The 13,231-nt window shown below is 67.6% G+C and carries 12 protein-coding genes and 2 pseudogenes; 4 read left to right on the forward strand and 10 right to left on the reverse strand.

Annotated features, from left to right (window positions below; translation table 11 throughout):
* Window positions 1–240: 240 nt before the first annotated feature.
* The 6 genes and pseudogenes from ACIRU3_RS42100 to ACIRU3_RS42125 form a co-directional block, all read right to left on the reverse strand.
* Window positions 241–1,768 (reverse strand): annotated as a pseudogene (locus ACIRU3_RS42100) (IS3 family transposase).
* A gap of 181 nt (window positions 1,769–1,949) precedes the next feature.
* On the reverse strand, window positions 1,950–2,669 hold the full coding sequence (locus tag ACIRU3_RS42105) for a hypothetical protein (protein ID WP_404068666.1): 720 nt from the start codon (window positions 2,667–2,669) through the stop codon (window positions 1,950–1,952).
* Between the two features lie 130 nt (window positions 2,670–2,799).
* Entirely contained in the window at window positions 2,800–3,693 is an 894-nt protein-coding gene (locus tag ACIRU3_RS42110) for an alpha/beta hydrolase (protein ID WP_404068669.1), read from the reverse strand.
* Between the two features lie 153 nt (window positions 3,694–3,846).
* Complete coding sequence (locus ACIRU3_RS42115) at window positions 3,847–4,578, reverse strand: flavin reductase family protein (RefSeq protein WP_404068672.1); 732 nt, start codon at window positions 4,576–4,578, stop codon at window positions 3,847–3,849.
* Window positions 4,579–4,960: 382 nt separating this feature from the next.
* Entirely contained in the window at window positions 4,961–5,575 is a 615-nt protein-coding gene (locus ACIRU3_RS42120; RefSeq protein ID WP_404068675.1) for a CGNR zinc finger domain-containing protein, read from the reverse strand.
* Window positions 5,576–5,689: 114 nt separating this feature from the next.
* The gene (locus tag ACIRU3_RS42125; protein ID WP_404068677.1) at window positions 5,690–6,157 is read right to left on the reverse strand and encodes a winged helix-turn-helix transcriptional regulator; all 468 of its coding nucleotides are present in this window, start codon (window positions 6,155–6,157) and stop codon (window positions 5,690–5,692) included.
* Between the two features lie 274 nt (window positions 6,158–6,431).
* Between ACIRU3_RS42125 and ACIRU3_RS42130 the strand changes: the two genes are divergently transcribed.
* From ACIRU3_RS42130 to ACIRU3_RS42140, 3 genes are all read left to right on the forward strand, one after another.
* The gene (locus ACIRU3_RS42130) at window positions 6,432–6,857 is read left to right on the forward strand and encodes a nuclear transport factor 2 family protein (RefSeq protein ID WP_404068680.1); all 426 of its coding nucleotides are present in this window, start codon (window positions 6,432–6,434) and stop codon (window positions 6,855–6,857) included.
* 107 nt (window positions 6,858–6,964) lie between these two features.
* Window positions 6,965–7,747, forward strand: a complete 783-nt coding sequence (locus tag ACIRU3_RS42135; protein ID WP_404068682.1) for an alpha/beta fold hydrolase — start codon at window positions 6,965–6,967, stop codon at window positions 7,745–7,747.
* A gap of 79 nt (window positions 7,748–7,826) precedes the next feature.
* A complete protein-coding gene (locus ACIRU3_RS42140; RefSeq protein WP_404068685.1) occupies window positions 7,827–8,228 on the forward strand; it encodes a tautomerase family protein in 402 nt (133 codons plus the stop codon).
* Window positions 8,229–8,605: 377 nt separating this feature from the next.
* Here the strand turns inward: ACIRU3_RS42140 and ACIRU3_RS42145 are convergent, their stop codons facing one another.
* Both ACIRU3_RS42145 and ACIRU3_RS42150 read right to left on the reverse strand, forming a co-directional pair.
* Complete coding sequence (locus tag ACIRU3_RS42145; RefSeq protein WP_404068688.1) at window positions 8,606–9,472, reverse strand: enoyl-CoA hydratase/isomerase family protein; 867 nt, start codon at window positions 9,470–9,472, stop codon at window positions 8,606–8,608.
* Window positions 9,473–9,795: 323 nt separating this feature from the next.
* A complete protein-coding gene (locus ACIRU3_RS42150; RefSeq protein ID WP_404068691.1) occupies window positions 9,796–10,404 on the reverse strand; it encodes a DJ-1/PfpI family protein in 609 nt (202 codons plus the stop codon).
* Between the two features lie 829 nt (window positions 10,405–11,233).
* Between ACIRU3_RS42150 and ACIRU3_RS42155 the strand changes: the two genes are divergently transcribed.
* A complete protein-coding gene (locus tag ACIRU3_RS42155; RefSeq protein WP_404068694.1) occupies window positions 11,234–12,208 on the forward strand; it encodes an asparaginase in 975 nt (324 codons plus the stop codon).
* A 113-nt stretch (window positions 12,209–12,321) separates the two neighbouring features.
* Here ACIRU3_RS42155 and ACIRU3_RS42160 read toward each other — a convergent pair whose 3' ends face one another.
* Entirely contained in the window at window positions 12,322–12,468 is a 147-nt protein-coding gene (locus tag ACIRU3_RS42160; RefSeq protein ID WP_404068697.1) for a hypothetical protein, read from the reverse strand.
* Between the two features lie 70 nt (window positions 12,469–12,538).
* Window positions 12,539–12,793, reverse strand: a pseudogene (locus ACIRU3_RS42165) (CoA transferase); the annotation flags it as partial.
* Between the last annotated feature and the right edge of the window lie 438 nt (window positions 12,794–13,231).

Here is a 13,231-nt window from a genome sequence, read left to right on the forward strand (position 1 = left end):
ACAGCAGTCCCGGCGATCGCCGAGTGTCTGGATTCTTATCGCGCAAAATAGCCGTGTCCAGGCCCTGTGCTCCCTCGACTGCCGTCGAGTAGATGACTGCCCGAATGATCTGCCCCCACGGGCAACCTGGCGGGAGGCAGCCTCAAGGACCGGGCCGGCCGAGCTGACGTTCACCAAAGCCCGTCCGCTGGGCGGCACCCACGGGCCTTGTCCCCGAAAGGTGGACACCTGTTCGTGTCGTTATGCGGCAAGCGTCATGGTAGCCCGCTGATGTTCGTAGGCGTTCGGTGCCTTCTGCCCGAGGCGGGAGTGGCGTCGTCTGGTGTTGTAGCGGGTTGCCCAGCGGAACACCGCCAGTCGGCAAGCGTCGGCACTGGTGAAGCGGCGGGCGCCTCGCGGCGTTTCGCGTTTGAGCGTGGCGTTGAGGCTCTCCGCCAGGGCGTTGTCGGCGCTGGTGTCGACCGCCCCCATGGACCGGACGACACCCAGCCGGCCGCACAGGTCGGCGAACTGCCGGGATGTGTATTGCGCCCCGTGATCGGTGTGGAATATGGCCCCGGCCAGACTGCCGCGGGTCGCGGCAGCCGCTTTGAGTACGTCGGCGACCAGCGAGGTGCGCATGTGATCGCCAATCGATCAACCCACGAGGCGGCGTGAGAAGCAGTCGATGACAGTGGCGAGATACAGGAACTCGCCGTCACCCACCGGCAGGTACGTGATGTCGCCAACGTACTTGGTGTTCGGCGCGGGGGGCGGTGAAGTCGCGCCGGAACAGGTCCGCCACGGGCGTAGCGGACGGCTCGGGCACGGTGGTGGCCTGGCGCCTGCGCAGCCGCAGCCCGGCGATGCCGTATGTGCGCATGACGCGTCCGACACGCTTGTGATTCACGCGCTCACCGTCCTCACGCAGCTCGGCGGTGATCCGCGGCCAGCCATAGGTGCCGTCCCGCTCGGCACGCACGGCCCTGATCCGCTCGGCGAGCGCGGCGTCCGCCTGCTCACGCGCGGCGCAGGCCACCTGGCCGGCCCGCCATTTATAGAAGCTGGAGCGGGCAACTTCCAGCACGTGACACAACCGCTTCACGCCCCAGGCGCGGTGGTGGTCCTCACTGAACTTGAAGCGGTTCACGAGTCTCTCGGCCAGCGCGATGAGTTCCTTGCGGCCGTTGGGGCGCACGCCCATGAGGACCAGGACGCAGGGGTGGGCCTGGCCGAGGCGGACCTTGGGGTGGACGCCGTCGGCCCACACGTAGACGTAGTCGGAATCCGACAGGTCGCGGGCCTGGAAGGCGGTGTGGTCGTCAGTCCACTGCTTCGTCAGCCGGGTCACCGTCGTCGACGAGAGGCCGGCCGAGGAGCCCAGGAACTGCTCCATCGCGGGCACGAAATCACCGGAGGACAGTCCGTGGAGGTAGAGCAGGGGCAGGACCTCGCTGATCTTCGGGGACTTGCGGCACCATGGCGCGAGGATCTTCGACGAGAAGCGCTTGCGCTCACCGGTCTCCACGTCGACGCGCTTGTCGTTCACGCGGGGCGCCTTCACCGCGACCGGCCCGGCGGCGGTGGGCACCATCCGTCCGCGATGATGGCCATTGCGGACCACCAGACGGTGGCCGGCCTTGTCCCGCTCACCGGCCAACTCGGCTATGTACTGGTTGACTTCGGCCTCCAAGGCCGCGACGAGCATTCGCCGGGCACCCTCGCGGACGATGTCGTTCATCAGAGATCCGGTCTCGGTGGTTCCGTCGTTGTTGACTACGCTGAGCACGGGCGTGCCTTCCCAACCTGCGGTGCAACGGTGGCCTACTCGGTGACCATCAATCGACCACTCGCGAAGGTACGCCCTCTGCGTTCCGCGAGGCACCCCTCCCGAGACCGATCCACAAAAGGGCCATCCGGCACCGGCGCCGCGCCCGCTGGCAGACGGAGGCCTCCGACCGAAGGCCCTGTCAGCTGAAGTGGATGTCACTGAGGTCGATCGAGACCATGACTTGGTCCACGAGCGGGCGACCGTCTGTGTTGCGGCGGTAGGCCCGGCGTTTGGTGGGCAGCGCGATGCCGTCCGCTTCTGTGTAGTCGTAGACGTACTGCGCGGCGGCGAACCCGCCGGCCACGTCTACGTGGTAGTCGTGGCGCCGAAGGAGCCGGTCGTGCCCGAAGTAGAAGTCCTGGTGGGTGCTGTGGCTGGCGATCTGGGGTGGGAAGGTGGCGCGCAGCCCTGGCCAGATCTCGTCCTTTTCCCGCCATGGATCGATGTCGGCGACCGTGAAGCCGGGCATGGCGAGCAGGAAGGGCGTGGTGAGGTAGGTCCACAACGCATAGCCGTTGAAGTAGGCGCGGTCCAGCGGGTCCCAGGGGGTCTTCAGGGTGTGTCCGGAGAATGACGTTCGAGGGCCGCTGCGTTCGGCCACCACGTGCCCGTCGAGCTTTTCGATGCCTACTCGTCCGGGCGTGAAGTCGGTCTTCTGGTCGGGAGCCCCGAAGGGCTGTACCGAGGCGTGCTCCTCATGGAGCCGGACGGTCATCGTGCGTGGCGTGGGATCCTGCGGCAGGCTCTTGATGGCGAACAGGTCGCCGGTGCTGACAATGGTGGCTTGAGCCTGGGCCAGTTGCTGCCAGCGTTCGATCCCGCCATGGGCTTCGATGGCCTCCGTAAGCAGTTCATTCACCTTGGTTTCCTTCCGCGCTTCCCGTCGGCTGGTCCTGCGGGGAGCCGGTGATTCGGCTGGATGGGTCAATGCCGGTACGCGCTTGGACCGGGCGGCGGCACGGTGTGCCCCCCCGTGGGCGTGTTCGCCGTCAGGTGAGGTGCTCACGGAACCAGGCGAGGGCGGCGGCGGACGACTGGTCGAACTGGGCGGCGTACGGGTCGAAGTGGCCGCCCGGGATCAGCTGCAGCCGCTTCGGTTCCAGCGCACGTTCGTAGGCGGCGAGCGCCAGGTCGGTGACGGTGACCGTGTCGCCGAGAGCGACCACCATGAGCAGCGGTGTGGGGGAGACCCTCGTGATCCAGATTCCCGGCTCGTACATACGGGCCGCGCGGCTGGAGCGGACCGTGACCTTGTTCTCCCACACACCGTCGGGCTTCGGCTGCAGGTAGAAGTCGATGGCGTCCTGCGACCGGTACGACGCCGACACCGCGGGATCACTGCTGACGATGGCAAGCGTGCCCGGAGCTTCACCGCGGAACCGTGCCCGTTCGTCCTCGGTGAAGGACTCCTCGAGGGCTGCCACGGCATCGGGAGCGACGCGGCGCAGTCCTTGCTCATATCCGCTGATGGTCGGGACCTGGGAGACCACGGCCCGCAGCCGACGGTCGGTCGCGCCCAGTACGACGGCGTGTCCGCCGGCGTAGCTGGTGCCCCACAGGCCGATCCGGTTGGCGTCGACCTCGGATCGGCTCTCCAGGTAGGAGATGGCCCGCCGCCAGTCGGCGATCTGCCGCCAGGGGTCCACGTCCTGCCGCGGCTCGCCGTCGCTGGCTCCGAATGTGCGGTGGTCGTGCACCAGAACGACGAAACCGTCCTCGGCGAAGGCTCGGGCGAAAAGCTCGAGCCCGTGGTTCCTGACCGCTGCGTAGCCATGGGCCATCGTGATCGCCGGGTGCGGACCCGGCCGGCCCGGAAGGAAGAGCCAACCACGCAGCGTGACACCACCGTCTGCTTCGAACTCAACATCCTGGCGCTCGACCATGCATAACCTCCTAGGTGACACCGGACTCAACCCCGGTGGAAGTGAATGGCGTTGATCACGCCATGCAGCTGTTTATGCAGCTCCGCGGAGAAATCGGTCCCACACACGGGTCATCCTGGCCGTGGACGAACACCGCGGTGAGTACCGTTCTCATCATTGAGTCGGCTTGTCCGGGGCGGACGTCGCACCCGAGGGGGACCACTCCTTGGTGTCGATCGGCGACCAGTCGGTGGGCCGCGCGTCCAGGCGCTGCATCCTGTGACCCTGCCGGGTGGCGAGCAACTCCTCGTCCAGGGGAGTGAAGAAGACGTTGTCGACCAGGGTGTATTCGGCAGCGAGGCGGCCGACGGCCGGCAGCGCGGCGGTGTCGATCCGTCCACGCTCCAGATACAGGTCGTCTCTGACGTGGAACCGCACGACGCGGCCCCACACCACGTGATCGCTCGCGTCCCCGACGGGGATGATCCGGTCGACCACGCACTCGAACGAGATCGGCGCACCCTTGACGCGGGGCGCGCCCACCACTTGGGACGGCTCCTTGCCCAGGCCCAGTGCCTCGAACTCGTCGACATCACGGTCGTACGCGAACGCCGAATCGTGCATGGCGTGTGCTTGCGGCAGTGTCACCAGGTTGGTGACGAACTCGCCGGTGTCACGGATATTGACCAGGGTGTCCTTCAGCGTGACGCCGTCCGCCTGTGGTTGCAGGGTGAGCGAGACCATGGGCGGTTTCCGCCCGACCGCGGTGAAGAAGGAAATGGGCGCGAGGTTGGCGACGCCCTCGGCGGACACCGTGCTGACCCAGGCCACGGCGCGCGGAATGATGCTTCCGACCAGCAGTTTGTAGGCGTGAGTGGCATCCAGCTCCGCAGCATCAATGATCATCGGAGACTCTCCATCAGGTGAAGGGCAGCATGGGGACGGCGCTGCGCCGAGTACGCCCATGGCCGGAGGAGTGGCTCGTGCGGGGAGAGGACGGAGGAGCGGTGTCGCCGCCCTGTCCATCCACGCACGACATGGGCGTATGTACTTTGCTTCTTTCGAACACTGCGATGCCGCAGTTGATTCCCCAAAGGGGGGGTACGAGTGGATGAAACGGATGTCGGGTCTCTACGCCGCTGCGTGCCTCTGCCGGGCGTCGCTGAGCCGTGCATGCCAGTCCTGGGGAATGCGCTTGACCCCGCGACGCCGCCGAGGGGTCAACCGGGAGGTCCTGTCGAGGGCAACTGGGCCGTCCTGCTCACCTGTCGTGCGGCAGAGTCAGTGCTCACGTTGCGCTCCGTGCTCGTTGCCGTGCCCGGTAGGCGCGCAGATTCGCTGCGTTGCCGCAGACCTTGACGTCGTGCCAGACGCCGCTGTTGTTGCGTGACCGGTCGAAGAACGCCACCCCGCACCGCTCGTTGCGGCAAATTTTCAGGCGCTCCCAGGTGCCCGCCCGCTGCGCTTGGAAGACTTCGATCAGGGCGAGCGCTGCAACTCGCCGCCACCCGGTGCCGCGGGGCTCCAAGTGCACCTGCCCGTTCCCGCCCAGCTGCAGCGCGACCGCTGCGGTGTGCAGCGAGGGAAGCGCGTCAGTGCCACCGTGTTCCGCCGCGCGGCGCAGATCGTCACGGAAGGCGCGAAGATCCTCGTGGCCGTCCGGGTCGAGCTCGAACCCTGCTGCAGGGGCTCCGGTGGACCGGCTCCACTGCGCCAGTGCCTGGGCGAGCCAGGTACGAGCCTCGTCAGGGTCTGCAAGCAGGTCTCCTGTGCGCGGCTTGCCTGCGGAGATGGTGTTCATGAGGTCCTGCGCGAAGCCAAGTCCCTCCGGTGCAGGCTCCATGCCGTAGCGAACCGTGGCCGACCAGCTCATTCGAATCACATCCCCACGGCTGCGGGCCATCTGGGTAGCGAAAGAAGCATCTATCTGTCACTTCTTATCAGAGCCGGGAGCCGGGAGCCAAAGCCTGTTCCGCGGAGGAACAGCAGCGGGTGATCACGAGCACCTCCTCGCCCGTCAGCGGGACATCCAGACGGCACCGGGGCCCGGGGTCGGCTCGACTTCGGAGCCGGCAACCTCGTGCCCGCAGGAACAGCGCAGCTCAACCTGCACATGACCGCCGCAACCGGCGTGCTGCAGCAGCACGGGCGCGCGGGCCGTGTCCCCGAGGTGGGTGTCTCCGTACTGTAGGAGCGCCGCGAGAACCCTCTGCAGGTCATGTGCACGCGGTGTCAGGTGGTACTCCCGGCGGGAGCGCTGTCCGGGTTCCTGGTAGTTCCGGCTTTCCAGCAGGCCGGCGCCGCTGAGCTGCTGAAGCCGTTCTGTCAGGACGCGACGAGAGATCCCGAGGTGGTCGATGATCTCGTCGAAGCGGTGAAGTCCCGCGAAGACCTCACGCAGGATGAGCAGGTTCCATCGCTCGCCGACCAGGTCCAGGGTCGCGGCGACGCTGCAGTTGTCCAAGTCGAGTTCTCGCCACTCCATGACCTCAGAGTACTCCAAGGTTTCTTTTCGGAACCCAGCCTTGACGGACCTGGGTTCCGGATGGACACTTAGGTCAGAGGCCCGCTGGGCCAGGGGCGCCGGGTCTGACTACAGGTAGAGGGTTGACCGGCTTTCTGAGGCCGCCGTGCAGGCATCACAGCTCAGGATCCGTCGCCGTACCCTCCAGTCCTTTCGAGCACCTCCGGAGACGCTTCGGTACAGGCCGGAACGGTGTCCTTCACATAACCGCTTCAACTCTGACCATGGAGGAAGCATGTCGCACAACCAGGCGATCGTGAATGCTTGTCGGCGAGCCTATTCTGGATTCGAGAACAACGATTCATCCGATCTCGTGGCACTGATGTCGCCCGACGTGATATTCCACTTCCCCACGTCTCTTCCTTATGGCGGGACATTCCACGGCAGGGAAGGGTTCACCGCTTTCTATCAGGACCTTTTCGATCATTACTACGAGTACTTCGACTACGATGCGCACACCGTCCTCGATGCCGGGTCGCACGTCGTGGTCCCCGTCCGGGCCAGGGCGAAGGCGAAGAACGGCCGCACCATGGAGAACGAACACTGCTTGATGTTCACCGTGGTCGACGGACTGATCACTGAGGCGCGCCTGTACGCGGACACCGCCAAGGGGCGTGACGTGATCGAGGGCCTCGAGATCTTCCCCTCGGCGGCCTCCTGAGTCACCCGTCCAGGCAGAGAGCGCTGCGCCGTTCTCCACCGCCGGAAACCCGTCCGCATCCTGATTCGTCGAATTCTTGCTCTCGACCCGAGGAAAAGAAACCTCACATGACTCTCGGATACAACACAGTGGGCGGCGGAGCGACGAAGGTCATCTGGGCCCACTCATGGCTCGCCGGCCATGAAGGCTATGACGGCATGATTCCCTTCCTCGATACCGAGCGGTTCACGTGGGCCTTTCCCGACTTCCGCGGGTACGGGCGGTCCCGGGGGCTGGCAGGTGACTTCTCCGTCCCGGAAATGGGGCGGGATCTCGTCGACGTCGCCGACGCGCTGGGATGGGACGAGTTCCACCTGGTCGGTCACTCCATGGGCGGCCAAGCCGCGCAGTGGATCTCCGGGCGGCCGGAAGCCCGTGATCGCCTGAGCAGCCTGGTGCTGTTGTGCGCGGTACCTAGCCGCGCCTTCCCGCTCGACGCGGAAGGCTCGAGGCTGTTCGAGGCGGCCACGGACGATCGCGACGCGCTGGCCACGGTCATCTCAGCAGTGACCGGCGGTCGCCTGGGAGCAGGATTTGTCCGCCGCATGAACGAGGTGTCCCGCAGGACGGTCGCACCTGCGCCCATGCGGGCCTATCTTCGGACCTGGACCCAGGAAGATGTGTCCAGCGAGGTCAAGGGCTATCAGCGGCCCGTCGTGGTGTTCACCGGCCGGCACGATCCTGTTCTGAGCGCTGCTGTGGCCAAGGACCAAATCGTTCCCCAGTACACCGACGTGCGCAGCCACGTCCTCGACGGTGCGGCCCACCTACCCCCGATGGAAACCCCTGCCCGCACCGTGGCGCTCATCGAGGAGCACCTCTTGATGGGGGCCGAAGAGCTGAGCAACTGAGCATTGCCCACCCGGTCGTCCCGACGTCCCGGAACCCCCTGCATCTGAACCGGAACCGCAGCTCTCGAAGGAGAATCTGATGCCTGTTTTCAATGCCCATGTACCGGCCGACCGCTTCTCTCCGGAACAGAAGCGGGCACTCGCCGACGCCCTCAACCAGTCACTGGTGCAGGGACTCGGCATTCCCGAGGGCGACCGCTTCATCATGATCAGCGAGCACGGCGAGAACGAGCTGTTCCTGGACCCGACATTCATGGGCATGCGGCGCAGTAGCGACGCGATGATCATCACGGTACTCCTCGGAGCTCATCGGCCTCTGGAGGACAAGCGGGCAGTGGCTGCGGCCATCAACAAGCTGGTGGTCGAGGCGCTCGGTGTCTCGCCCGACGACATTTTCGTCGCGTTGATTCCGGTGCCGAACGAGAACTTCTCGTTCGGCAGGGGCGAGCTCCAGCTCGCCGACGGTGCCCCTCGCTGGTGAGCCGCGGAATGCGGCTCGTACCCCCAAGGCCGTCCGCGACGAGCTCGAGTGCAGCGTCCTGTCACGGGCAGCCGCTCGGCTCAAAGGTGAAGCGGATCGGCGAGGACCTCACGGGCCGCTTCGACGATTTCATCCAGGTCACCGTCAGTGGCTCGGTCACGGCGCCAGATCAGGACGGTTTCCGGTCGGGGCCCGAAATCCGTGAACGGAAGGCCCCGCGATCCAGCAAGCGGTCCCGAGGCGGTCGCACCTCGGAACAGCGGTCGGTCCTTGCGGTGTCGGCTCGCACCGGGAGCCGGACGAGCGACGCGTGGGACAGGGTCCGCCGGAACGGCACCTCAGCCCCGGGCCGGCTCTCCGACCGCGGGCACTCGGCCCTACGTCCTGCTGTGCGAGCGGTCAGAGGGAAGGGTGGCCAACACCTCGCCGAGACCGAGCTCCGTCGCGCCGCGCGTCTGGAGTCCGCGCTCGAACAGCAGCGCTGTGCGCGGGCCCACTGCTCCCTCGCGCACGAAGTGCTGGAAGAGGACCGCGGCGGCACGGAGTTCATCGTCGGCGGGCGCGGTCGCGCGCGCGACGGCGGACTTGATCGAGGTGACGGCGTCGGCCGGGAAGCGCACGACGCGGTGGGCGAAGCGGTCGACGAAGGCATCGAGTTCGGCGTCGGGAACCGCTCGGTTGATCCAGCCGTACCGCTCGGCAAGCTCGGCGCAGTAGTCATCCGCGCTGAGCAGTACCTCGAGGGCGCGACCTGCTCCCATCAGTCGGGCCAGCCGTTGGACACCGCCGGCGCCGGGCGAAGCGCCGAAACCCACCTCGGGCTGGCTCAGGACGGCGCGCTCACGCGAGGCGAAGCGTACGTCGCAGGCGAGCAGGAACTCGCTGCCCGCTCCTCGTGCCCGGCCACGCAGTTTGCCGATCGTGACCACCGGTAGCCGGCTCAGTCGCTGGAACAGCATGCCGAGTGATGCATCCCCGGGACCGCCGGCCTTCGCGGCCTCCGCGGTGTATTCCGCTACCTTTGTCAGATCCACATGAGGCATGAAGAAGTCCGGATCTGCGCTGTCGAACACCACGGCCCCGAACTCGGACGTGGTGTCCAGGATCCGCATCAACTCCACCAGGTCCCGCACCAGCTCCGGGCCGATGAGGTTGATCGGCGGCGCGTCGAACGTGGCGTGCAGCACCCCGCCGTCGGCGCGCGTGAGGATGGTCTCAAGTCCCGTCGGTGCATGTGCAGACATTTCGCTCCTCCACGGCGCAGGGCCCTGCTGCGGCCTACGTCCGCGTCATCATGAATGCATGCGACCAGGTGATGACGGCGGCGCGGCGCGCGAGCCTCAGTGTCACCGGGCGGGGTGGTGGCTGCGCTCATCTCGTGGCGGAGTTGCTGCGTGTGATGACGCCGGTGACCCCTCTGGAGCAACGCAACAGGCTGGGGTCGCGCGAGGCCACCGTGCCCCGCTGCCACAGGCGATCGTCGGGAGGGGACGTCAGCGGGCGCTCATGTGCGTTCAGAAGCCGTCGCCACGACTCCGGGCGGCCCTGAAAGGGTGATCGCGGTGCGTCAGTGCAGTGCAACCTCGCCCGCGTGGACGGCACGCATGGCGCGCTCGACCGTCTCCTGGTTTTCACCGACCGGAGCCACATAGTCGATGACACCGCGCGCGGCGTCCTTCCCGAGCGTTCGGGTGATCACCCACGTGGCGAGATACTGGGACGCCAGGCAACCGCCCGCCGTAGCGATGTTCCCCTCGGCGTGGAACGGCGCGTCCAGCACGGTGACGTCGCAGGCCTCGACAAAGGGCCGGCTCTTCATGTCCGTGCAAGCCGGCATGCCATTGAGCAACCCGAGCCGGGCGAGTACCAGCGCGCCGGAGCACTGCGCACCGATCAGCTGTCGCGAAGGGTCCAGCGGCAGCCTGGAGATCAGCCGGTCGTCGGCGACCACGTCGCGTGTCTTCACTCCGCTGCCGATCAGCACGACGTCGGCTTCGGACGCGAACTCCATCGGGCGCTGCCCGGTCACCTCGACACCGTTCATCGACGTGATCACCGGCGTCGGCGTCGTGATGAACGCTTCCAGACCGTCCTTGCGGCAACGGTTGATCAGCGCGGAAGCGATAAAGCTGTCGAGCTCGTTGAACCCGTCGAAGGTGACCACGGCTACCTGCATCACAACTCCTCCACGTACGGCATCAGGTCCCCAGTCTCCCTGGCGCCCCGTTCCGGATCGAGGGCCAATCAGTGGTTGGTGGCATGCCTGTCGCAGCTCCCGACGCCCAGCAGTATGCGGAGGATGAGAACGGACCCGAGTAACAGGCACTCCCCGAGAGCGTCGCTGCCGACGACCACGTCGGTGCGATCGCGATCCCTCTGGACACGTGGGCACGACGAGGTGACCGTCGAGGGCGAGTCGGTGCCCAGCGTCGTCCTGCATCGCGCGCCCGGGACGGAGGCGGCGGACCACGTTCCGATCGGTACCCGCGTCGGCGACCGGCTCACGCTGCCCCTCGACGGCGAGGAAGCGCCCATGGACCCTGCCAAGGACCGGTTGACCCGGCGTCCGTGTCCAGTCGACGCCCACCACGCGGGCCCAGCCCGGCGCCTCGTGCCCGACTCGATCCCGGGCAGCCGACCGCTGCGCGAAGGCGAGTACCTCGGGGACTCCTCCTCGGGCGGAGACGGCCGGGTGCCGATCAGCGGTGCCCATGTGATGACCCGCAATAGGGGGGCATACCGGACAGTCGACGGCCGCGCTTGGCCAACTCTGGCCTGCTGTGAGAAACGCAAGGTGTGCCACCAGTTCCATCAGTCCCGCCACGACAGGGTTCCCGCCTGCGTGACTGCAGACCTGACGCGGCGGGACGGCCGCGGCGCAGAGATCCCCCGCCGGTACTGTGGCGTGCAAACCCACGGGAACGACTGCTCACCGGACCGGTGGCTTCGGCAATTCCGGCCGGCCGGGCAGGTCGGTCCGGTCCGCGTCCGGAAGGTCACCAGTCATGCCCCAGCCCGCCGCAGCCGTTGCCGCCACCGTCACCAACCCGGTCCTGGCCGAGGTCGTCCGCTCCGGTTTCGTCGAGGGGCGCCACCGGGGCAGCCTGGTGCTGTTGGGCCCGGACGGCTCGGTGGAACTGGCACTCGGTGATGTGACGTCCCCCGTCTTTCCGCGTTCTTCCAACAAACCGATGCAGGCGGCGGGCGTGCTGCGGGCAGGCCTGGAACTCGCGGGCGAACGGCTGGCCTTGGCGGCCGCCAGCCACTCCGGCGAGGCCTTCCACCGTGACCTGGTGCGCACGATGCTCGACGAGCACGGGCTGAGCCCGAAGCACCTGCAGTGTCCGCCCGCCCTCCCCCTGGACCAGGAGGAGCAGGAGGCCTACCTGACAGTGGGCGCGGGTCGCGACCGGGTGGCCATGAACTGCTCCGGCAAGCACACGGCGATGCTGGCGGCGTCCGCACTGCGGGGCTGGCCGCTGGAGTCCTACCTCGACGCGGACCATCCGCTGCAGCGGCTCATCCGGACAGTGGTGGAGGAGGCGGCCGGCGAGCCCGTGGCCGCCATCGGCACGGATGGCTGCGGGGCGCCGCTGATGGCGATCAGCCTGTGCGGCCTCGCGCGCGCCTTCCGTTCCTTCGTCCTCGCCGTGCCCGGCACGCCCGAGCGGCAGGTTGCCGATGCCATGCGCGCCCACCCCGAGTACGTCGCCGGCACCCGCCGCCACGACACCTGGCTCATGCGGGAGGTACCGGGCCTGCTGTCGAAGGTGGGAGCGGAAGCGGTCCAGGCGGTCGCTCTGCCCGACGGCCGTGCGCTGGCCCTCAAGATCGAGGACGGCAGCGCCCGGGCCCTCGGGCCGGTCCTGGCACGCGCACTTGGTTTGCTCGGCGTGACGGCACCAGTGATCAACCGCGTCGGACGCCTGCCCCTGCTGGGCGGAGGACGGGAGGTGGGCGAGATACGGACGGTGTTCTGAGACAGCCGTGCCGGGCGCGCGGCTGTCGTGATGTTCGCAGTCGCCCACCACCGGGCCATGCGCTCGGCCCGTTGTCAGGACCAAGGCGGTACGGCCGTTCCGTGCCGAGCCCATCACGCCGCTTCCGCTTGCGTCGTGCCGGGGACCGCTCCCTCGGCACGCAGCCCGGCGATCTCGGCGGGGCCGAATCCCAGCTCGACGAGGATCTCGTCGTTGTGCTCGCCCAGGTCCGGCGCCCGCTCGGCCGGGATCTTCGGCACCCCTCGGATTGACCGGGCTGCTGATGGTGTACTCCGGCCCGCTGACTCCTTCCAGAGGCACGACGATGTCGTTCCCGCGCAGCTGCGGGTCCCGCGCGGCCTCCTCCGGTGTCCGGATGAGGCTGTAGGTGATGCGTTCCCGAGCCAGGGCGTCCTTCCAGTGGGCCAAGGGCCGGGAGCGGAACTCGGGGTCGAGCAGCTCGCTCAGCGCGGCGGCGTTCTCGGCCATGGCTTCGAGGTCGGCGAAACGGGGATCATCGACCAGGTCGGGGTGCCCGATGGCCCGCGCCGGTCCCGGCCACTGCCGGCGTGAGGTGGCCAGCATGAACCACTGGCCGTCCGCGGTCTGGTAGGGGTGGGTCAGCGCGTTCACCGGCGCGTTCCGGTCGTGCAGCTCGAACGGTGTGCATCCTGCTCGCCCAGCTCAACGCGGCTGGCGAGCTCGACTGGACCCCTGTGTGCGCGGACGGCTCCCACGTGCGCGCGAAAGGGAGGAGCCGCGACCGGTCCGTCACCGGTCGACCGGCGGAAGAGGCGCAGCAGACCACCTGATCCGCGGGGGCTACGGCGCTCCGCTGCACGTCATCACGACCCCGCCCACGTCAACGAACTCCCCGACTCCGTCCTCTCGTTGGCTTGCAGCTCAGCTGCTGGAGACGCCTCATGAACACCGGATCAAGGTCGCGTCACGCGCTCGCAGGAAAGGGTTTGAGCGAGGCGGCGCCCCGCTGCTACTTTCGTTGTGGACCGTGAAGTCGTCGTA

The sequence above is a fragment of the Streptomyces sp. NPDC101151 genome (assembly GCF_044768335.1).
In the GTDB taxonomy this organism is placed as follows: Bacteria; Actinomycetota; Actinomycetes; order Streptomycetales; family Streptomycetaceae; genus Streptomyces.

What these genes read in the sequence shown, in the direction of transcription:
- ACIRU3_RS42110 (WP_404068669.1), bottom strand. Translation starts at nt 3,693, where the DNA reads ATGGTCGAGCGCCAGGATGTTGAGTTCGAAGCAGACGGTGGTGTCACG.
- ACIRU3_RS42115 (WP_404068672.1), bottom strand. Translation starts at nt 4,578, where the DNA reads ATGATCATTGATGCTGCGGAGCTGGATGCCACTCACGCCTACAAACTG.
- ACIRU3_RS42120 (WP_404068675.1), bottom strand. Translation starts at nt 5,575, where the DNA reads ATGGCCCGCAGCCGTGGGGATGTGATTCGAATGAGCTGGTCGGCCACG.
- ACIRU3_RS42125 (WP_404068677.1), bottom strand. Translation starts at nt 6,157, where the DNA reads ATGGAGTGGCGAGAACTCGACTTGGACAACTGCAGCGTCGCCGCGACC.
- ACIRU3_RS42130 (WP_404068680.1), top strand. Translation starts at nt 6,432, where the DNA reads ATGTCGCACAACCAGGCGATCGTGAATGCTTGTCGGCGAGCCTATTCT.
- ACIRU3_RS42135 (WP_404068682.1), top strand. Translation starts at nt 6,965, where the DNA reads ATGACTCTCGGATACAACACAGTGGGCGGCGGAGCGACGAAGGTCATC.
- ACIRU3_RS42140 (WP_404068685.1), top strand. Translation starts at nt 7,827, where the DNA reads ATGCCTGTTTTCAATGCCCATGTACCGGCCGACCGCTTCTCTCCGGAA.
- ACIRU3_RS42145 (WP_404068688.1), bottom strand. Translation starts at nt 9,472, where the DNA reads ATGTCTGCACATGCACCGACGGGACTTGAGACCATCCTCACGCGCGCC.
- ACIRU3_RS42150 (WP_404068691.1), bottom strand. Translation starts at nt 10,404, where the DNA reads ATGCAGGTAGCCGTGGTCACCTTCGACGGGTTCAACGAGCTCGACAGC.
- ACIRU3_RS42155 (WP_404068694.1), top strand. Translation starts at nt 11,234, where the DNA reads ATGCCCCAGCCCGCCGCAGCCGTTGCCGCCACCGTCACCAACCCGGTC.